Annotated in this window: 23 protein-coding genes; 18 read left to right on the top strand and 5 right to left on the bottom strand. The window is 40.5% G+C overall.

Going from position 1 to position 22805, the window contains the following annotated elements; translation table 11 throughout:
- Positions 1-5 precede the first annotated feature (5 nt).
- On the bottom strand, positions 6-191 hold the full coding sequence (locus HT717_RS05310) for a hypothetical protein (protein ID WP_042750849.1): 186 nt from the start codon (positions 189-191) through the stop codon (positions 6-8).
- Between the two features lie 231 nt (positions 192-422).
- Here HT717_RS05310 and rpiA point away from each other — a divergent pair, with 231 nt between their 5' ends.
- From rpiA to HT717_RS05275, 7 genes are all read left to right on the top strand, one after another.
- Positions 423-1106, top strand: a complete 684-nt coding sequence (gene rpiA, locus HT717_RS05305) for a ribose-5-phosphate isomerase RpiA (RefSeq protein WP_173304619.1) — start codon at positions 423-425, stop codon at positions 1104-1106.
- A gap of 23 nt (positions 1107-1129) precedes the next feature.
- Positions 1130-2341 carry a phosphopentomutase gene (locus tag HT717_RS05300; protein ID WP_173304617.1) on the top strand — a complete coding sequence of 404 codons (1212 nt, stop codon included), beginning with the start codon at positions 1130-1132 and terminating at the stop codon, positions 2339-2341.
- Between the two features lies 1 nt (position 2342).
- Entirely contained in the window at positions 2343-2900 is a 558-nt protein-coding gene (locus HT717_RS05295; protein WP_173304615.1) for a DUF1697 domain-containing protein, read from the top strand.
- Positions 2900-3709, top strand: a complete 810-nt coding sequence (locus HT717_RS05290; protein ID WP_173304613.1) for a purine-nucleoside phosphorylase — start codon at positions 2900-2902, stop codon at positions 3707-3709. Before HT717_RS05295 ends, HT717_RS05290 begins: the two co-directional genes overlap by 1 nt.
- Before the next feature lie 230 nt (positions 3710-3939).
- On the top strand, positions 3940-6672 hold the full coding sequence (locus tag HT717_RS10050) for a thiol-activated cytolysin C-terminal domain-containing protein (protein ID WP_173304611.1): 2733 nt from the start codon (positions 3940-3942) through the stop codon (positions 6670-6672).
- A gap of 654 nt (positions 6673-7326) precedes the next feature.
- The gene (gene deoD / locus HT717_RS05280) at positions 7327-8037 is read left to right on the top strand and encodes a purine-nucleoside phosphorylase (RefSeq protein WP_173304609.1); all 711 of its coding nucleotides are present in this window, start codon (positions 7327-7329) and stop codon (positions 8035-8037) included.
- Between the two features lie 229 nt (positions 8038-8266).
- Positions 8267-8998 carry an NAD-dependent protein deacylase gene (locus HT717_RS05275; RefSeq protein WP_173304607.1) on the top strand — a complete coding sequence of 244 codons (732 nt, stop codon included), beginning with the start codon at positions 8267-8269 and terminating at the stop codon, positions 8996-8998.
- Between the two features lie 230 nt (positions 8999-9228).
- Here the strand turns inward: HT717_RS05275 and HT717_RS05270 are convergent, their stop codons facing one another.
- From HT717_RS05270 to coaA, 3 genes are all read right to left on the bottom strand, one after another.
- Positions 9229-9741: a DNA topology modulation protein gene (locus HT717_RS05270; protein ID WP_173304605.1), complete on the bottom strand. Its 513-nt coding sequence runs from the start codon at positions 9739-9741 to the stop codon at positions 9229-9231.
- Positions 9742-9793: 52 nt separating this feature from the next.
- On the bottom strand, positions 9794-10030 hold the full coding sequence (gene rpsT / locus HT717_RS05265) for a 30S ribosomal protein S20 (protein WP_001274000.1): 237 nt from the start codon (positions 10028-10030) through the stop codon (positions 9794-9796).
- 67 nt (positions 10031-10097) lie between these two features.
- Entirely contained in the window at positions 10098-11018 is a 921-nt protein-coding gene (coaA, locus tag HT717_RS05260) for a type I pantothenate kinase (RefSeq protein ID WP_061088149.1), read from the bottom strand.
- A gap of 200 nt (positions 11019-11218) precedes the next feature.
- Here coaA and HT717_RS05255 point away from each other — a divergent pair, with 200 nt between their 5' ends.
- From HT717_RS05255 to HT717_RS05215, 9 genes are all read left to right on the top strand, one after another.
- On the top strand, positions 11219-11623 hold the full coding sequence (locus tag HT717_RS05255; protein ID WP_173304603.1) for a hypothetical protein: 405 nt from the start codon (positions 11219-11221) through the stop codon (positions 11621-11623).
- A 178-nt stretch (positions 11624-11801) separates the two neighbouring features.
- Positions 11802-12392, top strand: coding sequence for a class I SAM-dependent methyltransferase (locus HT717_RS05250; protein WP_345890442.1), 591 nt, complete (start codon positions 11802-11804; stop codon positions 12390-12392).
- On the top strand, positions 12389-13666 hold the full coding sequence (locus HT717_RS05245; protein ID WP_173304601.1) for a pyrimidine-nucleoside phosphorylase: 1278 nt from the start codon (positions 12389-12391) through the stop codon (positions 13664-13666). Before HT717_RS05250 ends, HT717_RS05245 begins: the two co-directional genes overlap by 4 nt.
- A 19-nt stretch (positions 13667-13685) precedes the next feature.
- A complete protein-coding gene (gene deoC / locus HT717_RS05240; protein ID WP_153196331.1) occupies positions 13686-14348 on the top strand; it encodes a deoxyribose-phosphate aldolase in 663 nt (220 codons plus the stop codon).
- Positions 14335-14724, top strand: a complete 390-nt coding sequence (locus HT717_RS05235) for a cytidine deaminase (RefSeq protein ID WP_153196334.1) — start codon at positions 14335-14337, stop codon at positions 14722-14724. Before deoC ends, HT717_RS05235 begins: the two co-directional genes overlap by 14 nt.
- Positions 14725-14813: 89 nt before the next feature.
- A complete protein-coding gene (locus tag HT717_RS05230; protein ID WP_001036140.1) occupies positions 14814-15866 on the top strand; it encodes a BMP family protein in 1053 nt (350 codons plus the stop codon).
- Between the two features lie 142 nt (positions 15867-16008).
- Complete coding sequence (locus HT717_RS05225; RefSeq protein WP_173304599.1) at positions 16009-17544, top strand: ABC transporter ATP-binding protein; 1536 nt, start codon at positions 16009-16011, stop codon at positions 17542-17544.
- Entirely contained in the window at positions 17537-18595 is a 1059-nt protein-coding gene (locus tag HT717_RS05220) for an ABC transporter permease (RefSeq protein ID WP_023942990.1), read from the top strand. Before HT717_RS05225 ends, HT717_RS05220 begins: the two co-directional genes overlap by 8 nt.
- 2 nt (positions 18596-18597) lie before the next feature.
- Entirely contained in the window at positions 18598-19554 is a 957-nt protein-coding gene (locus HT717_RS05215; protein WP_042901140.1) for an ABC transporter permease, read from the top strand.
- 37 nt (positions 19555-19591) lie between these two features.
- Here HT717_RS05215 and plsY read toward each other — a convergent pair whose 3' ends face one another.
- Positions 19592-20233 (bottom strand): glycerol-3-phosphate 1-O-acyltransferase PlsY, encoded by a 642-nt coding sequence (plsY, locus tag HT717_RS05210; RefSeq protein WP_049540373.1) that lies wholly within the window; start codon positions 20231-20233, stop codon positions 19592-19594.
- Between the two features lie 135 nt (positions 20234-20368).
- Here plsY and parE point away from each other — a divergent pair, with 135 nt between their 5' ends.
- On the top strand, positions 20369-22312 hold the full coding sequence (gene parE / locus HT717_RS05205) for a DNA topoisomerase IV subunit B (RefSeq protein WP_173304597.1): 1944 nt from the start codon (positions 20369-20371) through the stop codon (positions 22310-22312).
- A gap of 42 nt (positions 22313-22354) precedes the next feature.
- Positions 22355-22750, top strand: a complete 396-nt coding sequence (locus HT717_RS05200) for a YkvA family protein (protein ID WP_049540370.1) — start codon at positions 22355-22357, stop codon at positions 22748-22750.
- Positions 22751-22805 lie beyond the last annotated feature (55 nt).

Below are 22805 nucleotides of genomic sequence, written 5' to 3'. Positions count from 1 at the left end.
TATTTTTAGAAAAATCCTTTAATCTTTCCAACGAGGCCATCTAGACCTTCAGAACCAGAAATCAACTGCTGAGCTTGAGAGAAGTATTCTCCAAGCTGTTCTTGATTTTCTGTAACAAATGTTTTTGCAGCTTCGAAATCTTTTGTTTCGATTAACTCTTTTACTTGATTAAACAAATCTAATGGGTTCATCTTATTTCTCCTTTTCTTTACTTAACTATTTAATCATCTTTATGATAAAAAATCAACTGTTGCTGCTTTTGGCTAGGACCTGTTTTTATCTACAAGTTCTCATAACTAAGATTCTAACTACCAAAACAAGGTGGACATAAAAATAAAAATGTTCGGGTTTTTCTAGTGTATCCATGAAATAAAAAAGGATACATGTTATAATAAAAGTAGCTCTTTAATGGAGGTGTTTGAGTGGAAAATCTGAAGAAAATGGCAGGTATCAAGGCTGCTGAGTTTGTCAAGGATGGGATGGTTGTCGGACTGGGAACGGGTTCTACTGCCTATTATTTTGTCGAAGAAATTGGTCGCCGGATTAAGGAAGAAGGGTTACAGATTACAGCTGTAACGACTTCAAGTGTGACTAGTAAACAAGCTAGAGGTCTTAATATCCCGCTCAAGTCTATTGACCAAGTAGATGTTGTCGATGTGACGGTTGATGGAGCAGATGAGGTGGATAGCCAGTTTAACGGAATCAAAGGCGGTGGTGGTGCCCTTCTGATGGAGAAGGTTGTAGCAACGCCCTCAAAAGAATATATTTGGGTGGTTGATGAAAGCAAGCTGGTCGACAAACTAGGTGCTTTTAAATTGCCAGTAGAAGTGGTTCAGTATGGCGCAGAACAGGTCTTTCGTCGTTTTGAGCGAGCAGGCTACAAACCAAGTTTCCGTGAAAAAGACGGTCAACGTTTTGTGACCGATATGCAGAACTTTATCATTGACCTTGCCTTGGATGTCATTGAAGATCCAATTGCCTTCGGGCAAGAATTGGACCATGTCGTTGGCGTAGTGGAGCACGGCTTATTCAATCAAATGGTGGATAAGGTCATCGTTGCTGGACGAGACGGGGTTCAGATTTTAACTTCAACAAAAGCAAGATAACTAAAATAATAAGGAGATACACTATGTCAAAATTTAATCGTATTCACTTGGTGGTACTAGATTCTGTAGGAATCGGTGCTGCACCAGATGCCAATAACTTTGTCAATGCAGGGGTTCCAGATGGAGCTTCTGACACATTAGGACACATTTCAAAAGCAGTTGGTTTGAATGTCCCAAACATGGCTAAAATTGGTCTTGGAAATATTCCTCGAGAAACTCCTCTTAAGACTGTTTCAGCTGAAAGCAATCCAACAGGATATGCAACAAAATTGGAAGAAGTATCTCTTGGTAAGGATACCATGACTGGACACTGGGAAATCATGGGCCTTAACATTACAGAACCTTTCGATACTTTCTGGAATGGATTCCCAGAAGAAATCTTGACAAAAATTGAAGAATTCTCAGGACGCAAGGTCATTCGTGAAGCTAACAAACCTTACTCAGGTACAGCCGTTATCGATGACTTTGGACCACGCCAGATGGAAACTGGGGAGTTGATTATCTATACTTCAGCTGACCCTGTTTTGCAAATTGCTGCCCACGAAGACATCATTCCTCTGGATGAATTGTATCGTATCTGTGAATACGCTCGTTCGATTACCCTTGAGCGCCCAGCCCTTCTAGGTCGCATCATTGCTCGTCCTTATGTAGGTGAACCAGGTAACTTCACTCGTACAGCAAATCGTCGTGACTTGGCCGTATCTCCATTTGCACCAACTGTTTTGGATAAACTCAATGAAGCTGGTATCGATACTTATGCTGTTGGTAAAATCAATGATATCTTTAACGGTGCGGGTATCAACCATGATATGGGACACAATAAGTCAAATAGCCACGGAATTGATACACTCTTGAAGACCATGGGACTTGCTGAATTTGAAAAAGGATTCTCCTTCACAAACTTAGTTGACTTTGATGCCCTTTATGGACACCGTCGCAATGCTCATGGCTACCGTGATTGCTTGCATGAGTTTGATGAACGCTTGCCTGAAATTATCGCAGCTATGAGAGAGGATGACCTTCTTTTGATTACTGCTGACCATGGAAATGACCCAACCTATGCAGGAACAGACCACACTCGTGAATATATTCCACTTTTAGCTTACAGCCCTAGCTTTAAGGGAAATGGTGTCATTCCAGTTGGACATTTTGCAGATATCTCAGCGACAGTTGCGGATAACTTTGGTGTTGAAACTGCCATGATTGGGGAAAGTTTCTTAGATAAATTGGTATAAGATGACGCGCTATGCTTTACTGGCTAGGGGCATTAATGTCGGTGGGAAGAATAAGGTTGTTATGTCGCAACTTCGTCAAGAATTGACAGAGTTGGGTTTGGAGAAGGTTGAGACCTACATCAACAGTGGCAATATTTTCTTTACTTCGACAGACCCCAAAGCCCGATTGGTTGAAAAGTTAGAGGCTTTCTTTGAAATCCATTATCCATTTATTCAGAGCTTTTCCTTACTGAGTCTTGAGGACTTTGAAGCAGAACTTGAAAATCTGCCTGAATGGTGGGCCAAAGACCTGGCTCGAAAGGATGTCCTCTTTTACACGGAGGGCTTGGATGTTGGTCAAGTCATTGAGAAAGTTGAAAGTTTGGAACTGAAAGATGAAGTGGTTCATGTTGGAATACTTGGGATTTTCTGGGGGAAATTCACTGAGGAATCCTACTATGCAACTGCCTATCATAAGTACTTACTCAAGATGCCTTTTTATCGCAACATCACCATTCGCAACGCAAAAACCTTTGATAAAATCGGTCAAATGCTAAAAAATAATAAAGGAGATGTATAATGACATTTTTAGATAAGATCAAGGAAACAGCTGCTTTCCTGAAAGATAAAGGAATCCAAGCTCCCGAGTTTGGTCTAATCCTTGGATCAGGTCTGGGAGAACTTGCAGAAGAAATCGAAAATCCAGTTGTAGTAGATTATGCAGACATTCCAAACTGGGGTCGCTCTACAGTCGTCGGACACGCTGGGAAATTGGTATATGGAGAACTTGCAGGTCGAAAAGTCTTGGCTCTTCAAGGTCGCTTCCATTTCTACGAAGGAAATCCTCTTGAAGTCGTGACTTTCCCATTACGTGTGATGAAAGTTCTCGGATGTGAAGGTGTCATTGTTACCAATGCAGCTGGTGGTATTGGCTTTGGTCCTGGTACTTTGATGGCTATCTCAGACCATATCAATATGACGGGGCAAAACCCATTGATGGGTGAAAATTTGGATGACTTTGGTCCACGTTTCCCTGATATGTCTAAGGCTTACACACCAGAATACCGTGCTACTGCCCATGAAGTGGCTAAGAAACTTGGTATCAAGCTTGATGAAGGTGTCTATATCGGTGTAACTGGTCCGACTTATGAGACACCAGCAGAGATTCGTGCCTATAAGACATTGGGGGCAGATGCAGTTGGTATGTCTACTGTTCCTGAAGTTATTGTGGCAGCCCACTCAGGTTTGAAAGTTTTGGGAATTTCATGTATTACTAACTTTGCGGCTGGTTTCCAAGAAGAACTTAACCACGAGGAAGTTGTAGAAGTGACTGAGCGTGTTAAAGGCGACTTTAAAGGATTGCTTAAAGCGATTCTTGCTGAGCTATGAGAAAGAAAATGAGTAGGAAAGTATTTCTGTAAGCTGGAAGATAAATGAAACAGTTAATTTCCATATAGAATTATGAAATGAAAAATGAATGAGGTTCCTATACTTTTATAAACCTCTTCAAATTCTTGCTAACAAAGTATAAAAATGAAATCTTGATGCTAAAGGAGATTAGCTGATTGGAGAATATTGTTGGTAAAGAGGGTGAAAATAATAGAAAGATATATGAATAAATGAGAATTGATCAACGAATTATGCGTTTTGGTATAAAAAAATTAAGTATCGGAGTTGTATCTGTTGCAGTTGGATTTGCTTTTTTAGCACCGACAGGAATTTCTGCCAATGAAGGAAGTCCAGTTGTGAAAAATGAAACTCCTCTAGTAGTAAATGTAACGGATAGTCCGACAAAACTAGAAAATACTGATAAAAAACAGGAAACACCTCTTATAGAGGAAGGGGCAGAAGTTATCCAACCAGCTCCAGAAACAAAAGAAGTCCTTAAAAATCAGAAGGAAGAAGAAAAACTAGAATCTCATAAAACAGAGCCTACTCTAGTTCCTGAAGACGTGAATAAAGAGAAAAATGTAAAGGATGAGGCTATAACTTCTCGTCCTGTGACAGCAGAAGATCTTTTGAAAATCTCAAAAGGAGAACTGCACTCAGAAAATGATTTACTTGACAATTCTCTTTATGGTGGAAAAGTCCTTGATTTAGAAGGTGATGATGATCAGGATGGTATCAAAAATAAGGATGAACTTTATGTTTATCATAAAGATGGTAAGGACTATTTGGGATATAATAGCCATCCTTTACTAGCAGATAGTGATGGAGATGGACTAGAAGACGGGGAAGATGATAACAAGAAACAATGGTATGTCACAGATCGTGATTCCCTCCTTTTTATGGAGTTGGCTTATCGTAATGATGATTACATTGACAAAATTCTAGATCATAAAAATCCTTTTCCAAGTCTTTATCTTGATCGTCAAGAATATAAAATGATGCATAATGAACTGGCACCATTTTGGAAGATGAAAAAGGCTTATCATACAGCAAGTGGCTTGGATGCTTTCTTATTTGAGACCAAGAGCGATCTCCCTTATCTCAAAGATGGAACGGTGCATATGTTGGCTATACGTGGAACAAGACTGAATGATGCAAAAGATTTAAGTACAGATTTTGTTTTGTTTGGAGGAAATAAACCTGCACAAGCGGATGATATCCGTAATGTTGTAAAAGAACTGGCGCAGGATTCCAGCATTACAAATCTGTATATGACAGGTCATTCGCTAGGAGGCTACTTAGCTCAAATAGCAGCAGTTGAAGCTTATCAGAAATATCCTACTTTTTATAATAATGTTTTGAAAAAAGTTACGACATTTAGCGCTCCTAAAGTAATTACTTCTCGAACTATTTGGAATGCAAAAAATGGTTTCTGGGATGTAGGTTTAGAAAGTCGTAAGTTAGCTCTATCTGGTAAAATAAAACATTATGTGGTCGATAATGATAATGTTGTGACATCTTTGATTCGTAATGATAACGATATTGTAACTTTTACAGGTAACTCTAGTTTCAAGCACCGTTCGCGTGGTTATTTTGAAAGTAGAATGAATGCTATCCCGAATTTTAATATTGGAAAACGTGATACGCTTGATAAACATGGTTATCGTGATCCGAAATTGGATAAAGTTTATTTCTTTAAGAAACAACAAGTCCCTCTGTCATCTAGTCAACCAAGCGCTGAACCTCTTGAAAATATAGCTCTAGGGAAACGAGTAACTCAAAGTTCGACAGCTTTTGGAGGAGATGCTAGAAGAGCAGTTGATGGGAAATTAGATGGAAATTACGGACATAATTCTGTCACTCATACAGATTTTCAATCAAAACCTTGGTGGCAAGTCGATTTAGATAAGGAAGAAACGATTCGCCAGATTAATATTTACAATCGAACAGATGCTGCTCAAGATAGACTGACTAATTTTAATGTGATTCTTTTGGATAGTTCTGGAAAAGAAATTGAAAGAAAGCGCATTGCATACTTGCGAGATAGTTCCGCTCAGATTTCAATTGATTATAAGAAAGCTCGTTTTGTACGCATCGAGTTAGATGGATATAACGCTCTCAGTCTTGCAGAAGTCCAAGTATATCGTGCTGAGAATATCTCTTGGAAAAAACAAGCTAAGCAAAGTTCTACTGATTTTGGAGGAGATGCTAGTCGTGCCTTGGATGGCAATACCAATAGTAGTTATAGCCAGCAATCAATTACCCATACAAAATTTGAAAATCAGCCTTGGTGGGAAGTTGATTTAGGTCGTACAGAACAGGTAGGACTTGTTCGCCTTCATAACCGTGGGGATGGAGAACTTTCTAAACGTCTGTCAGACTTTGATGTGATTTTATATGATGAAAAAGGGACAGAAGTTGCTAGACAATATGTTTCTCGTTTAGAAGGAAGCAGTTTAGATCTCCAGTTGAATGGTAAACTAGGTCGCCGTGTTCGCATTCAATTGCGTCAAAAAAATCAAGCTCTCAGCCTTGCAGAAGTAGAAGTTTTTCGATTTGTAGCTAAAAATAATGTAACTACTCAAGCTTCTAAGCCTGTACAACTGTTAAACTACACTCCTGTAAAAGATAAAACCCTAACTATTCAACATAGTGGTGCTTATATTGCACGTTATTCAATATCGTGGGAAGAAGTTACAGTAGATAAAAATGGGCAATCAGTTGTCCGAAGTCGTTCTTGGGAAGGGAATGGGCGCAATCAGACCGCAGGTTCTATCCTCAATCTCCCAATTAAGTCTAATATGCGTAATCTTCGAATTAAGATTGAGAAAAGAACAGGTCTTATCTGGAATAGATGGCAAACAATCTATGATAACAGACCTCTCCTGGCACAACCGCATCGAAAAATTACTCACTGGGGAACAACATTGAATTCTAAGGTGAGTGACGATGATGTCTTGTAATCTGACGATACAATGACAGTTCGTTTGTCTAGTTTATAAGAAAGCACTAGCTGATCTTGAACAGAACTCAGCTAGTTCTCTGTGAGAGAACAAAAATTAAACAGAAAGGTAGCGTGAGGTGTTCTAATTTGAATACGAGCGGAAAACTTTTCTAAAAAATCAGAAATGAAGGGTAGTTCGGGTTTGGATTGAACCCTGGCTGTTCTCTTCTATATAATCATAATCAAAATTTAAAAAGAAAGGAATTGAACCCACCCTAAGAGCAGTGGGAAAAAGATAGTTGGTCTAGCGAGCATCGCTCATTGCGCCCAACTCCTATTTTCCCTTCGCTTTTTGACGGGTTTGGTATCTTTCTGATTATAAATTTTAGAATAAAGAAAGGATGGGTTAACTGTATTCATTGAACTGAATACGAGCGGAGAACTGTGTAAAAAAGATAAATTGTCTAGCATCTACGATGCGTCGTCAGTTTCCTATTTTTACTTTGTTCTCTGTCGCTATCCTAAATATACAAAAAAAGAAAGGCAGAGCGCGTGTTCTAATTTGAACACGAGCGGAAAACTCGGAAAATAGATAATCTGACTGAGAAATCAGGATTTCTCGTCAGATTACTAATTTTCAGTCGTTTTCTTCTCGCTCTTTGTATCATAAATTATGTCTATCCATATTGCTGCTCAGCAGGGTGAAATTGCTGATAAAATTCTTCTTCCTGGGGATCCTCTTCGTGCGAAATTTATCGCTGAGAATTTCCTTGAAGATGCTGTTTGCTTTAACGAAGTTCGTAACATGTTTGGTTACACAGGTACTTACAAAGGTCACCGTATATCAGTCATGGGAACTGGGATGGGAATGCCATCTATCTCGATTTATGCGCGTGAGTTGATTGTTGACTATGGTGTGAAAAAATTGATCCGTGTGGGAACTGCGGGTTCTTTGAATGAAGATGTCCACGTCCGTGAATTGGTTTTGGCGCAGGCAGCTGCAACTAACTCAAACATCGTCCGTAATGACTGGCCACAGTACGATTTTCCACAAATCGCTAGCTTTGACTTGCTTGATAAGGCCTACCATATCGCTAAAGAACTCGGTATGACAACCCACGTTGGGAACGTTTTATCATCTGATGTCTTTTACTCAAACTACTTTGAAAAGAACATCGAACTTGGTAAATGGGGAGTCAAGGCTGTGGAAATGGAAGCAGCGGCTCTTTACTATCTTGCTGCTCAACACCATGTTGATGCTTTAGCTATTATGACTATTTCAGATAGTTTGGTTAATCCAGATGAAGATACAACTGCAGAAGAACGTCAAAACACCTTCACTGATATGATGAAGGTTGGTTTGGAAACATTGATTGCAGACTAAAGGTAGGCTATATTCAGAATGATTTCTCTTGTTCTCAAAATGATAACTATCAACAATGAATCAATCCTGAAATAGGTAAGAATAAGGAAATTGAAGAAATCCTAATGGTGTCAAAGGACCGAGACTAGTCAGTTTAATATCTAAATCATAATCAAATAAAGTTGGAAGCCAAGTTGACAAGAAGTCAAGACTTTCAACTTTTTAACTTGAAAATTCCTAGGAGTACAAAATGGATAAGATTAAACAATTACAAGGTATTATTGATCAAAGTCAGAGCATTGTCTTTTTCGGTGGTGCAGGGGTTTCTACAGAGTCTAATATTCCAGATTTTCGTAGTTCAGATGGTATATATAGTTTGAAACTAGGTCGCCATTTTACTGCCGAGCAACTGGTTTCACGCACTATGTTTGAGCGCTATCCAGAGGATTTTTTTGATTTCTACAAAAAGTATCTGGTCTATCCTGATGCCAAGCCGAATTTAGCACATGATTATCTAGCGTCGTTGGAAAAAACAGGTAAATTAAAGGCGATTGTGACGCAAAATATCGATAGTCTCCATGAAATGGCAGGATCTCAGAAAGTTTTGAAACTGCATGGTAGTGCAGATCGTAATTATTGTTTGGGCTGTCATCGCTTTTATGATTTGACTGCCTTTTTGGAACTTGAAGGTCCAGTTCCCTACTGCTTAGATTGTGGCAAGGTGGTCAAACCTGACGTGACCCTTTATGAGGAAGCGCTAGATATGGATGTATTTAGTCGCGCAGCTCGAGCCATTCAGCAAGCAGATTTGTTGATCATTGGTGGAACTTCCTTAGTTGTTTACCCTGCAGCTAGCCTAATCAATTATTTTTCAGGGTCAAATCTTGTCGTTATCAACAAGTCCAGCACTCCTCAAGACAGCCAAGCTGATTTAGTTATCGAAGGTAAGATTGGAGAAGTTTTTTCTAAATTGAGACAATAAAAAACTGAAGGAAGTAGGACTATACTTCCTTCAGTTTTTTTGTATCACGAACTCAGAAACTATGAACAAGATTCTCTTCATTTCTAGGGGAATTTTATTGTTGATTTATAAATTGCTCGAGTTATTTTTAATTGTTGAATAAAAGGAAAAAAGGAAGACTTTCTGGATGAAAAACTTCCTTTTTTAGTCAATCAGTGCATGCTGATTTTAATGCAATGCTACTATATTGTTTACTTTTTTAAAGATCGCAAAAAACAATCAATCTCTGCTTGAGAATGGAGAATATGCATCTTTTCTGGGTAAGTATTGTTTAAGTATTGGTATCTATCCTTAGCATTTTTTGTTCGACCATCCCAGAGAATCCAACGAATAAATTCCCAGTTGAATTGCTCGGGGCATCCCTTAGCCATACTTTCTCTCACTTTTCCTCTGTATTTTAAATAGCGCTTAAAGGCTCTTAGCAAACAATTCCAAGCAGAGAAGTTTAAAAAGATGATCTGGTCAGCTTCGTCCATTCTTTCCTCATAGAAACACCAAGAATAATTTCCATCGATAACCCAAGATTCATTCTTTGTAAGAAAGTTTTTCATCTCGGTCAACATCCATTCGCGGTCACTGTCTTGCCAACCAGGTTGAAATTGGAGTGTATCCATGTGAAGTTTTGGGATGGAGTAGTAGAGAGATAACTTTTCAGCTAGCGTTGACTTACCAGCACCAGAATATCCGATAATTGCGATTTTCATTTTCTACCCTTTCCTATTTGGAGACAAAAAAACAGCCTCTATGGACTGTTTCTTATTTAGCAAGTTTAGCTGAAAGACGAGCTTTATCGCGGCTTGCTTTGTTTTTGTGAATCAAACCTTTAGTTTCTGCTTTATCGATAGCTGAGCTAGCAGCACGGAAAAGTTCTTCAGATGGGTTTGCTTCGAAAGCTTTGATAGCAGTACGCATAGCTGATTTTTGAGCTGAGTTCTTTTCGTTTTGTTTAACGTTCAATTCAGCGCGTTTGATAGCTGATTTAATGTTTGCCAATGTTCTTACCTCCATATTTACTAACTATACCATTATATCTGAAAACTTACGTTTTGACAAGGGAAAATTACTTTTTTAAGTAAATTTCATCGATTTCATGGTTCTTTGTTTTATGAAGAATCACTTCCGCACGGTTTCTGGTTGGTTCAATGTAATTTTGTAGATTTGTGAGATTGATACTGGTCCAGACTTGATGGGCAAAGGACTCCACTTCCCCGATTGGCATTTGAGTAAAACGATAATAGTAGCTTTCGGGGTCGTTTTGGGCTAGACTCAGCATTTTCAAGAAACGGTCTAGATACCAACTCTCGATGTCATCGACTGCCGCATCAACATAGATGGAAAAGTCAAAGAAGTCAGTAATGTAGAGACGCTCGTTTTGTGGATTTTGAAAGACATTGATCCCCTCGACAATCACAAAGTCAGCAGCTTTGACACTTTGCTTTTCCTCAGGTACGATGTCGTAGACTTCATGAGAATAGACAGGAATATCTACATCTTGTCCATTTTTAATTCGGTTCAAGAAGTTAAGAAGAGCTTCCATATCATAGCTTTCAGGAAATCCCTTGCGATTTAAAATCCCTTGTTCAATCAAGGTCTGGTTGGGATAGAGAAAACCATCAGTTGTTACCAATTCAACCGTAGCATCTGTAAGGGTACGGGACAGTAGGATTTGAAGTAGGCGACTGGTTGTGGATTTTCCAACGGCAACACTACCAGAAACACCAATGATAAAAGGTTGGGATTTACTTTCACGTTGAAGGAAAATTCCTTTTGAAAAGGCCAAATCATCCTTGGTACGCTTGTAAATCTGGATGAGATGAGCTAGGGGGAGATAGACATCGGTAACATCCTGCAAGCTAATCTGGTCATTAAAACTTTTGATAGATTCTAATTCCTCTTCAGTCAAAGGAGGTGTTGTCTTTCGATGTAAAGATTGCCAAGTCTGGCGGCTGATTTTTTCAAAATGTAAAAATTCGTTGGTCATTTGTTTTCCCCTAGATATTTTGTCTATCATACCATAAAAAGCTAAAAAAATAAAGCGGTTTCTTGATGATAGTAAGCCAATATCGTATAATAGAGGTAGATAGAGGTTGACCAATTTATTGATGAAGTAGGAGCTACTTTCTCCTGACTTATAAGCTAATAAAGGGGGCTTTGGGATTCACAACTTATAGGAGGTGTGTCATGAAAATCTTAAAACCTTATATATTGGAACTCTGTTTTATTTTAAGTTTTGCACTACCTTTTTTAAAAGGAGCGAATGCGGATAATGGTAGACGTTTTGTGGAAATCTATTACGGTTTTACTTTTTTGATGGAACACGCCATTTTAACAGTTGTCTTTATCTGTTCGCTCTTGATTGTTCGGTTGCTAAAAAACCGCTGGGCGAAATGGCTTGCTGCTGGAAGTTATCTATTTTTGATTTTGTGGATTGCTACTGAAGGGTATTTCTTCCGCATGTCGCTAGAAGATTTGATACGACTTTGGACAAGTTTGGAATTCCTGACAAAAACGTATCAGTTGGGCTTTTATCTAAACATCTTATTGGGAATCCTGTTGGTAATGAAGCATTTGAAGGTAAAGAAATAAAAATGTGCCAGACTATAGACTATGAGATATCTAGTCCTACATGATTTGTCATTCATTTCCAATAATTGAAAGAGATTGAAGAAAAGGTTTTACTTACTAGCTTTCTTCAGTCTTTTTCGTTTTATTATCAATTTGTAAACGATTTACAATTTAAGACAAATTATGGTAAAATAGTGTCATGAGTAAAATGTATTATGCAGAAAATCCTGACGCTGCTCACGATATTCATGAGTTGAGAGTGGACTTGTTAGGAGAAAAAATGACCTTTTTGACGGATGCGGGTGTTTTTAGCAAAAAAATGGTTGACTTTGGAAGTCAACTCTTGCTCAAGTGTCTTGAGGTCAACCAAGGAGAAACTGTCCTTGATGTAGGCTGTGGTTACGGGCCTTTGGGTTTGTCCTTGGCTAAGGCTTATGGAGTTCAGGCGACCATGGTCGATATCAATAATCGTGCCTTGGATTTGGCGCGACAAAATGCTGAACGAAATAAAGTAGAAGCGACGATTTTCCAGTCCAATATCTATGAACAAGTTGAAGGGAAATTTGACCATGTCATTTCCAATCCTCCTATCCGTGCAGGCAAGCAAGTGGTTCATGAAATCATTGAGAAAAGTAAAGATTTCTTGGAACCTGGTGGGGATTTGACTATCGTTATTCAGAAAAAACAAGGGGCTCCAAGTGCCAAGTCCAAGATGGAAGATGTGTTTGGCAATTGTGAAATCGTCAAAAAAGATAAGGGATACTATATCCTTAGAAGTGTGAAAGAATGAGAGCAGTTGATTTAATCCAAAAAAAACGAGACGGTCAAGAATTGACTTCGAGTGAAATTGAATGGTTAGTTGAAGGCTATGTGTCAGGAACGGTTCCTGATTATCAGATGTCTGCCTTTGCTATGGCTGTTTATTTCAAAGGAATGACAACACGAGAAATCTCTGATCTAACTATGAATATGGTTCAGACTGGGCAAGAGTTTGATTTATCCGCTATTGATGGGGTTAAGGTTGACAAGCATTCTACGGGTGGTGTTGGTGATAAGGTAACCTTGATTTTGGCTCCCCTTGTTGCTAGTTTTGGTGTGCCTGTGGCAAAAATGAGTGGTCGTGGTCTCGGCCATACGGGCGGTACGATTGATAAATTGGAGTCCATTAAGGGTTATCAAGTAGAACGTAGTCAAGAGGACTTTATTGGACAGGTGCAGGATATTGGAGTATCTGTCATTGGGCAATCAGACCAGCTGGTCAAAGCCGACAAGCTTCTCTATGCCCTTCGTGATGTGACAGCAACTGTCGATACGATTCCTTTGATTGCGAGTTCGGTAATGAGCAAGAAGATCGCAGCAGGGGCGGATGCTATTTTGCTAGACGTGACTGTCGGTGAGGGTGCCTTCATGAAGACGGTTGATGAGGCGCGTGAATTGGCTCAAACCATGGTGGAACTTGGTAAGGCGGTTGGTCGGAAGACGGTAGCTGTGATTACAGATATGAGCCAACCCTTGGGAAGAGCAATTGGAAATCGCCTCGAAATCCTTGAAGCACTGGAGATTTTACAAGGACAAGGCCGGCAGGATATTACCCACTTCATCTGTGAACTGGCTCAAATTATGCTTGGCCTGGCAAATGTAAACAAGACAGTTGAAGAAGTCCACCAACATCTTGAAAATGACCAAGCGCTAGCTAAGTTTGAGGAGATGGTGCAAGCCCAAGGCGGAGATTTGGAAGACCTCTATCGTCCTGTAAATGTAGCCCATGTGGTGGAAATCCCTGCTCAGGAAACAGGTGTCATTTCAGCTCTTCCAGCAATGGAATTTGGCCTCTATGCTATGAGACTTGGTGCTGGCCGTGCAGTCAAGACTGATGATTTGGACTATGAAACAGGAATTGTTTTTGAAAAGAAAGTTGGAGATTCCGTTCAAAAGGGAGAAATTGTTGCAAAAGTATACACAAATGGAAAAATTTCTCCTCAGCTAGTTACAGATTTTCAAAAATATGTTAAAATAAATGATAGGGTGCAAAGTTTACGAGAAATTATAGAAATTATCTCATAAACCGCAGGAGAATCCGAATATGAAATTAAATAAATATATCGATCATACGCTTTTAAAACAAGATGCAACAGAAAATCAAATTGATTGTTTGTTGTCTGAGGCTAGGGAGTATGATTTTGCCAGTGTTTGCGTTAATCCGACCTGGGTTGAACATGCTAAGAAAGGGCTTGAAGACACAGATGTTAAGGTCTGCACAGTAGTAGGTTTCCCCTTGGGAGCAACAACTTCAACTGTGAAAGCTTTTGAAACCAAAGAAGCTATCCAAAATGGTGCAGATGAGATTGATATGGTGATCAATGTTGGAGCTCTCAAATCGGGTAATTTATCCTTGGTTGAGTCGGATATTCGTGCAGTAGTGGAAGCAAGTGGTGACAAGTTAGTGAAAGTCATTATTGAAGCTTGCCTGCTGACAGACCAAGAAAAAGTTTTGGCTTGCCAATTGGCCCAAAAAGCGGGAGCTGACTTTGTCAAAACATCTACTGGTTTTTCAACTGGTGGCGCGACGGTAGCAGATGTTACATTAATGCGTGAAACAGTTGGACCTGAAATGGGAGTCAAGGCTGCTGGTGGAGCTCGTTCTTATGCAGATACTCTTGCCTTTGTTGAAGCAGGGGCGACCCGTATTGGAACATCAGCTGGGGTAGCCATTTTAAAAGGAGAATTGGCAGATGGCGACTACTGAGTTGATTGAACTAGCAATTGAAACCAGCAAGAAAGCCTATGTGCCCTATTCTCATTTTCCAGTCGGAGCTGTTCTAGTGGCAAAGGATGGAAAAATTTATACAGGTGTCAATATCGAGAATGCTAGCTATTCTTTGACAAACTGCGGTGAGAGAACAGCCATTTTTAAGGCTATATCCGAAGGCCAAAGAGAGTTTTCAGAATTGATTGTCTATGGACAAACTGAAAAACCAATTTCACCATGTGGTGCTTGTCGCCAAGTGATGGCTGAATTTTTTGAACAAGATCTAAAAGTGACCTTAGTCGCAAAAGATAAATCGACGGTCGAGATGACGGTCGGGGAATTACTTCCATACTCTTTTACAGACTTAAATTAGTCTGAGTCGCTCTCTGAGTGGCACGGTCCTTGTGGCCAACCAATCCATACTTGCAACATCGTTGCACATCTTATTTAGGAGGTTCAGTAATGAACAAGAAACAATGGCTAGGCCTTGGTCTAGTTGCAGTGGCAGCAGTTGGACTTGCTGCATGTGGTAACCGCTCTTCTCGTAACGCAGCTTCATCTTCTGATGTGAAGACAAAGGCAGCAATCGTCACTGATACTGGTGGTGTTGATGACAAATCATTCAACCAATCAGCTTGGGAAGGTTTGCAAGACTGGGGTAAAGAACATAATCTTTCAAAAGATAAAGGTTTTACTTACTTCCAATCAACAAGTGAAGCTGACTACGCTAATAACTTGCAACAAGCGGCTGGAAGTTACAACCTAATCTTCGGTGTTGGTTTTGCCCTTAATAATGCAGTTAAAGATGCAGCAAAAGAGCACACTGATATCAACTATGTCTTGATTGATGATGTGATTAAAGATCAAAAAAATGTTGCTAGCGTAACTTTCGCTGATAATGAGTCAGGTTACCTTGCAGGTGTAGCTGCAGCAAAAACAACTAAAACAAAACAAGTTGGTTTTGTAGGTGGTATGGAGTCAGAAGTTATCTCTCGTTTTGAAGCAGGATTCAAGGCTGGTGTTGCGTCAGTAGACCCATCTATCAAAGTACAAGTTGACTACGCTGGTTCATTTGGTGATGCTGCGAAAGGTAAAACAATTGCAGCTGCACAATACGCAGCTGGTGCAGATATTGTTTACCAAGTAGCTGGTGGTACAGGTGCAGGTGTCTTTGCAGAAGCAAAATCACTCAACGAGAGCCGTCCTGAAAATGAAAAAGTTTGGGTTATCGGTGTTGACCGTGACCAAGAAGCAGAAGGTAAATACACTTCTAAAGATGGCAAAGAATCAAACTTTGTTCTTGCATCTACTTTGAAACAAGTTGGTACAACTGTAAAAGATATTTCTAACAAGGCAGAAAAAGGTGAATTCCCTGGCGGTCAAGTGATCGTTTACTCATTGAAGGATAAAGGGGTTGACTTGGCAGTAACAAACCTTTCAGAAGAAGGTAAAAAAGCTGTCGAAGATGCTAAAGCTAAAATCCTTGATGGAAGCGTAAAAGTTCCTGAAAAATAATGGATGGAAGTTATTTCTTAGGAAGCGGCCATCGGCCGCTTTTTAAGAGTTGAGACAAAGTCATTTTGTCTCAGTAAAGCTTGCTACTAGAGAAATTAGCAAGTTTTATTGAAATAAAATAAGACTCTGAAAGGAAGAGCACATGGCACACGAAAATGTCATTGAGATGCGTGATATTACCAAGGTGTTTGGTGACTTTGTTGCCAACGACAAAATCAACCTGCACCTACGAAAAGGTGAAATTCATGCACTTTTAGGAGAAAATGGGGCTGGTAAGTCCACACTAATGAACATGTTAGCAGGGCTTCTTGAACCAACCAGTGGTGAAATTGCGGTCAACGGTCAAGTTGTCAACCTCGACTCACCATCTAAAGCAGCTAGCTTGGGAATTGGAATGGTTCACCAGCACTTTATGTTGGTAGAGGCTTTCACGGTGGCTGAAAACATTATTTTAGGTAGTGAATTAACTAAAAATGGTGTGCTAGATATTGCTGGAGCTAGCAAAGAAATCAAAGCTCTTTCTGAACGTTATGGCTTAGCTGTTGACCCTTCTGCCAAGGTAGCAGATATCTCAGTTGGAGCCCAACAACGTGTAGAAATTTTAAAAACCCTTTATCGGGGGGCTGATATCCTTATCTTTGACGAACCAACGGCCGTTTTGACTCCATCAGAAATTGATGAGTTAATGGCTATTATGAAAAATCTTGTCAAAGAAGGGAAATCAATTATCTTGATTACCCACAAGTTGGACGAGATTCGCGCAGTTTCTGACCGCGTTACAGTTATCCGTCGTGGGAAATCAATTGAAACTGTAGAAATCGCAGGAGCTACCAATGCTGATTTAGCAGAAATGATGGTGGGACGTTCTGTTTCCTTTAAAACAGAGAAGCAATCCTCTCAACCAAAAGAAGTGGTCTTGTCTATTAAAGACTTGGTGGTCAATGAAAACCGCGGTGTTCCAGCTGTTAAAAATCTGTCCTTGGATGTTCGTGCTGGAGAGATTGTCGGTATTGCGGGGATTGATGGAAATGGTCAGTCTGAACTGATTCAAGCCATTACAGGTCTTCGCAAGGTTGAATCTGGTAGCATCGAGCTAAAAGGAGATTCAATTGTAGGCTTGCACCCACGTCAGATTACAGAGTTGAGTGTTGGGCACGTTCCAGAAGACCGTCACCGTGATGGTTTGATTTTGGAAATGATGATTTCTGAAAATATTGCCCTTCAAACCTACTACAAAGAACCACATAGTAAAAATGGAATTTTGAACTATTCAAATATCACTTCTTATGCTAAAAAGCTAATGGAAGAGTTTGATGTTCGTGCTGCAAGTGAATTTGTTCCTGCAGCTGCACTCTCAGGAGGAAATCAACAAAAAGCAATTATTGCTCGTGAAATTGATCGTGATCCTGATCTCCTTATCGTCAGCCAGCCAACTCGTGGGTTGGATGTCGGTGCCATTGAATATATCCACAAGCGCTTGATTGAAGAGCGTGATAATGGCAAGGCTGTCCTTGTTGTCAGCTTTGAATTGGATGAGATTTTAAACGTCTCAGACCGTATTGCCGTTATCCACGATGGTAAGATTCAAGGTATTGTATCACCAGAAACAACCAATAAACAAGAACTTGGTGTCTTGATGGCTGGTGGAAACTTGGGAAAGGAGAAGAGTGATGTCTAAAAAATTACAACAAATTTCGGTTCCCTTGATTTCTGTCTTCCTAGGAATTTTACTCGGAGCCATTGTCATGTGGATCTTCGGTTATGATGCTATTTGGGGCTATGAAGAATTGTTCTATACAGCCTTTGGTAGCCTGCGTGGGATTGGTGAAATCTTCCGTGCTATGGGGCCTTTGGTCTTGATTGGTCTTGGTTTTGCTGTTGCCAGTCGTGCAGGTTTCTTTAACGTCGGGCTTCCTGGTCAGGCTTTGGCTGGTTGGATTCTCAGTGGTTGGTTTGCCTTGTCGCATCCAGATATGCCACGTCCCTTGATGATTCTAGCAACTATCGTGATTGCCTTGATTGCTGGAGGGATTGTTGGCGCGATTCCAGGTATTCTTAGAGCCTATCTAGGGACGTCAGAGGTTATCGTAACCATCATGATGAACTACATTGTCTTGTATGTAGGGAATGCCTTTATCCATGCCTTCCCTAAAGACTTCATGCAAAGTACAGATTCGACCATTCGTGTTGGGGCTAATGCAACCTATCAGACACCTTGGTTAGCTGAGTTGACTGGTAACTCGCGGATGAATATTGGTATTTTCTTTGCCATCATTGCCGTTGCAGTCATTTGGTTCATGCTCAAGAAAACAACTCTTGGTTTTGAAATTCGTGCAGTTGGTCTTAATCCACATGCTTCAGAATATGCTGGTATTTCTGCCAAACGAACGATTATCCTATCAATGATTATCTCAGGTGCCTTGGCTGGTCTTGGTGGAGCCGTTGAAGGACTTGGAACCTTCCAGAACGTCTACGTTCAAGGGGCATCATTAGCTGTCGGATTTAACGGGATGGCGGTTAGTCTGCTTGCAGCCAACTCACCAATTGGTATTCTCTTTGCAGCCTTCCTATTTGGTGTTCTCCAAGTTGGAGCCCCTGGTATGAATGCGGCGCAGGTACCGTCTGAGCTTGTCAGCATTGTAACAGCGTCTATTATCTTCTTTGTCAGTGTTCATTACCTTATCGAACGCTTTGTCAAACCGAAAAAACAAGTTAAAGGAGGTAAGTAAAGATGTCTATTACAACCTTGCTCACCCTCTTGGTGTCTTCTATGCTGATTTACTCAGCGCCCCTCATCTTTACAAGTATTGGTGGTGTTTTCTCTGAACGTGGTGGTGTGGTAAACGTCGGTCTTGAAGGAATTATGGTTATGGGTGCCTTTTCTGGAGTCGTCTTTAACCTTGAATTTGCAGAACAATTTGGAGCAGCAACTCCATGGCTATCTTTGCTTGTAGCAGGAGTGGTAGGGGGAATCTTTTCTATCATCCACGCAGCAGCAACAGTTCATTTCCGTGCAGACCATGTTGTCAGCGGTACAGTATTGAACTTGATGGCGCCTGCCTTGGCTGTTTTCTTAGTGAAAGTGCTTTATAATAAAGGACAAACAGATAACCTAAGCCAGACTTTCGGACGCTTTGACTTCCCAGTCTTAGCTAATATCCCAGTGATTGGTGATATCTTCTTCAAATCAACAAGTCTGCTTGGTTATATCGCGATTGCCTTCTCCTTCCTTGCTTGGTTTATCCTCTTCAAGACCCGCTTTGGTCTTCGTCTCCGCTCTGTAGGTGAACATCCTCAAGCAGCGGATACTTTGGGAATCAATGTCTACAAGATGAGATATCTAGGGGTTATCATTTCAGGTTTCCTAGGTGGAATTGGGGGAGCGATTTATGCTCAATCCATCTCAGTTAACTTCTCAGTGACAACTATTGTTGGACCTGGATTTATCGCCCTTGCTGCGATGATTTTTGGAAAATGGAATCCAATCGGAGCCATGCTATCTAGTCTCTTCTTTGGGCTTTCACAAAGTTTGGCTGTTATCGGTTCTCAATTGCCATTCCTACAAGGAGTGCCTGCGGTTTACCTTCAAATCGCACCTTATGTTTTGACCATTCTTGTCTTGGCAGCCTTCTTTGGAAAAGCAGTTGCACCAAAAGCAGATGGTATCAACTATATCAAGTCAAAATAAGCATACAAAAAACGTCAGTTCTGTTCAAACTGGCGTTTTATTTTTTAGGATCTTGATGAGTTAAGTTTAATCCCCAAGGGACAAGATTTTCAGTTTTATTTTGGATGCGTGTGATATTATCCTTATGACGAATGATAATCAAGCTAGCGAGTGCTAGGATAATAGCGATGAAGAGAGGGTCGTAGTTATTCAGGATAAAACCAAAAAGTGGAAAGAGTAGAACTCCGATAACAGCTGCGCTAGATGCTGTGACACTAGACAGTGAAATCATACTGCCTAGATAGAGGGTTCCAAAGAAAACAACCGCAAGGTAGAGACAGAAGATAGGTGCAAATCCGAAAATCACTCCAGCACTGGTTGCGACAGCCTTACCACCTTTAAATCCTGCAAAGATAGGAAAGGTATGTCCAATAACAGCCAAAAGTCCAAAGATGAGAGGTGAAACACCTTGAAGATGAAACATAATCGGAAGTAGCGTTGCTAGAGTCCCTTTGAAAAAGTCAATCACAAAGGTTGCCATCCCTGCTTTCTTTCCTAAGATGCGGAAGGTATTGGTTGTCCCTGTATTACCAGAACCATGTTCTCGCAGATTGATTTGAAAGAATACTTGTCCAATCCAGAGACCAGACGGAATCGAACCCAGCAGATAGGCTAGGATTAATAAAACTATTGTAATCATACTCCTATTATATCATGAAATGGAGAAGAAAGGCAGAGAATCTCTTCTGAAATTGTCACACCGGAGAAAGAAAAATTTTGCAAAATCCTTGGAAAACCTGTAGAATAGTAAAGATGAACGAATAGGAGGTTCCTTGTGTCAAAAAAGGAAATCAATATTAACAATTATAATGATGATGCCATTCAGGTGCTAGAAGGGTTGGATGCGGTCCGTAAACGTCCAGGGATGTATATCGGATCGACCGATGGCGCTGGGCTCCACCACCTAGTCTGGGAAATCGTTGATAATGCAGTCGATGAAGCCTTGTCTGGGTTTGGTGACCGTATTGATGTGACCATCAATAAAGACGGGAGTTTGACTGTGCAAGACCATGGTCGTGGTATGCCGACAGGTATGCACGCTATGGGAATTCCAACAGTTGAGGTTATCTTTACCATTCTCCATGCAGGAGGGAAATTCGGTCAAGGTGGATACAAGACTTCTGGTGGTCTCCACGGGGTTGGTTCTTCCGTTGTTAACGCTCTTTCAAGTTGGCTGGAGGTTGAAATCACCCGTGATGGGGCAATCTATAAGCAACGTTTTGAAAATGGTGGAAAACCTGTCACTACCTTGAAGAAAATCGGTACAGCGCCCAAGTCTAAAACAGGTACCAAAGTTACGTTTATGCCTGATGCGACCATCTTTTCTACGACAGACTTCAAGTACAATACCATTTCAGAACGTCTCAATGAGTCAGCCTTTCTCTTGAAAAATGTGACCTTGTCTTTGACGGACAAGCGTACAGAGGAAGCGATTGAGTTCCACTATGAGAATGGGGTACAGGACTTTGTTTCTTATCTAAACGAAGACAAGGAAACCTTGACACCAGTTCTCTACTTTGAAGGGGAAGATAATGGTTTCCAAGTGGAAGTTGCCCTTCAGTATAATGATGGATTTTCAGATAACATTCTGTCCTTTGTCAATAACGTTCGTACCAAAGACGGTGGAACTCATGAGACAGGACTCAAGTCTGCCATTACCAAAGTCATGAATGACTATGCGCGTAAGACAGGTCTTCTCAAGGAAAAAGATAAAAATCTAGAAGGTTCCGACTATCGTGAGGGATTAGCAGCCGTTCTTTCTATCTTAGTTCCTGAAGAACATTTGCAGTTTGAAGGTCAAACCAAGGATAAACTGGGAAGCCCACTAGCCCGTCCGGTTGTGGATGGAATTGTGGCTGATAAGTTGACCTTCTTCCTTATGGAAAATGGGGAATTGGCTTCTAACCTCATCCGCAAGGCTATCAAGGCGCGTGATGCTCGCGAAGCAGCACGTAAGGCGCGTGATGAGAGCCGAAATGGGAAGAAAAATAAGAAAGATAAGGGCTTGTTGTCGGGTAAATTGACACCTGCTCAGTCTAAGAATCCTGCAAAAAATGAACTCTATCTAGTCGAGGGAGATTCTGCCGGTGGTTCTGCCAAACAAGGCCGTGACCGCAAGTTCCAGGCAATCTTGTCCCTTCGTGGTAAGGTTATCAATACAGCCAAGGCCAAGATGGCGGATATTCTCAAAAATGAGGAAATCAACACTATGATTTATACCATAGGTGCGGGTGTGGGAGCAGACTTCTCTATTGAAGATGCCAACTATGACAAGATCATTATCATGACCGATGCGGATACCGATGGTGCCCATATCCAGACCTTGCTCTTGACATTTTTCTACCGCTACATGCGTCCTTTAGTCGAGGCAGGTCATGTTTATATCGCCCTTCCGCCTCTTTACAAGATGTCAAAAGGAAAAGGCAAGAAAGAAGAAGTGGCCTATGCTTGGACGGACGGTGAGTTAGAAGAGCTTCGTAAACAGTTCGGTAAAGGCGCTACTCTCCAACGCTACAAAGGTCTTGGTGAGATGAATGCGGACCAGCTCTGGGAAACAACCATGAATCCAGAAACTCGTACCCTCATACGTGTCACCATCGAAGACCTAGCCCGCGCCGAACGTCGCGTCAATGTCCTCATGGGTGATAAGGTTGAACCACGCCGTAAGTGGATTGAGGACAATGTCAAATTTACGCTGGAAGAAGCAACAGTGTTTTGAAGATTGTAAAATTAATATATAAAATCAAATGGAGAAATAAGAATGTCTAACAATATTAACGAAGAACAAGTGAAAGAAGCTCTTGAAAGTGGTTATAGAAAATCTGAGGCTTTATTAAATAATAAAGATGAATTAGATGATTTTTTATATCGATTGGAGCAAAAAATAAAAGAAATGCCATTAGTAGGAGAAGAATTTTCTGTCATCCCGATTATGATTTCGTTGATTAAACATTATGTGGAAGGGAAATACACTACAGTTCCTTATGGAACGATTTTGGCAATTATGAGTGCACTTATTTATGTTTTGTCTCCAGTAGATATTATTCCTGATTTTATTCCGTTTGTAGGACATTTAGATGATGTGGCAGTAATTGGACTTTGTTTATCAATGGTGAAAACAGATATCGAGGCTTATGATGAATGGCGACAGTCTTAAGAAGTGATTTAGAAAACAGTTTGTTTACCAAAATAAAATTGTTCTGTATCAGAGT

Source organism: Streptococcus sp. 959 (assembly GCF_013277075.1).
GTDB lineage: Bacteria > Bacillota > Bacilli > Lactobacillales > Streptococcaceae > Streptococcus > Streptococcus pseudopneumoniae_C.
Note: the sequence above shows the minus strand (reverse complement) of the source record. Positions and strands in the feature narration are given on the sequence as shown.

Coding starts and splice junctions, on each gene's coding strand:
- HT717_RS05310 (WP_042750849.1), bottom strand. CDS start 191: ATGAACCCATTAGATTTGTTTAATCAAGTAAAAGAGTTAATCGAAACA.
- HT717_RS05300 (WP_173304617.1), top strand. CDS start 1,130: ATGTCAAAATTTAATCGTATTCACTTGGTGGTACTAGATTCTGTAGGA.
- HT717_RS05295 (WP_173304615.1), top strand. CDS start 2,343: ATGACGCGCTATGCTTTACTGGCTAGGGGCATTAATGTCGGTGGGAAG.
- HT717_RS05290 (WP_173304613.1), top strand. CDS start 2,900: ATGACATTTTTAGATAAGATCAAGGAAACAGCTGCTTTCCTGAAAGAT.
- HT717_RS10050 (WP_173304611.1), top strand. CDS start 3,940: ATGAGAATTGATCAACGAATTATGCGTTTTGGTATAAAAAAATTAAGT.
- deoD (WP_173304609.1), top strand. CDS start 7,327: ATGTCTATCCATATTGCTGCTCAGCAGGGTGAAATTGCTGATAAAATT.
- HT717_RS05275 (WP_173304607.1), top strand. CDS start 8,267: ATGGATAAGATTAAACAATTACAAGGTATTATTGATCAAAGTCAGAGC.
- HT717_RS05270 (WP_173304605.1), bottom strand. CDS start 9,741: ATGAAAATCGCAATTATCGGATATTCTGGTGCTGGTAAGTCAACGCTA.
- coaA (WP_061088149.1), bottom strand. CDS start 11,018: ATGACCAACGAATTTTTACATTTTGAAAAAATCAGCCGCCAGACTTGG.
- HT717_RS05255 (WP_173304603.1), top strand. CDS start 11,219: ATGAAAATCTTAAAACCTTATATATTGGAACTCTGTTTTATTTTAAGT.
- HT717_RS05250 (WP_345890442.1), top strand. CDS start 11,802: ATGAGTAAAATGTATTATGCAGAAAATCCTGACGCTGCTCACGATATT.
- HT717_RS05245 (WP_173304601.1), top strand. CDS start 12,389: ATGAGAGCAGTTGATTTAATCCAAAAAAAACGAGACGGTCAAGAATTG.
- deoC (WP_153196331.1), top strand. CDS start 13,686: ATGAAATTAAATAAATATATCGATCATACGCTTTTAAAACAAGATGCA.
- HT717_RS05235 (WP_153196334.1), top strand. CDS start 14,335: ATGGCGACTACTGAGTTGATTGAACTAGCAATTGAAACCAGCAAGAAA.
- HT717_RS05230 (WP_001036140.1), top strand. CDS start 14,814: ATGAACAAGAAACAATGGCTAGGCCTTGGTCTAGTTGCAGTGGCAGCA.
- HT717_RS05225 (WP_173304599.1), top strand. CDS start 16,009: ATGGCACACGAAAATGTCATTGAGATGCGTGATATTACCAAGGTGTTT.
- HT717_RS05220 (WP_023942990.1), top strand. CDS start 17,537: ATGTCTAAAAAATTACAACAAATTTCGGTTCCCTTGATTTCTGTCTTC.
- HT717_RS05215 (WP_042901140.1), top strand. CDS start 18,598: ATGTCTATTACAACCTTGCTCACCCTCTTGGTGTCTTCTATGCTGATT.
- plsY (WP_049540373.1), bottom strand. CDS start 20,233: ATGATTACAATAGTTTTATTAATCCTAGCCTATCTGCTGGGTTCGATT.
- HT717_RS05200 (WP_049540370.1), top strand. CDS start 22,355: ATGTCTAACAATATTAACGAAGAACAAGTGAAAGAAGCTCTTGAAAGT.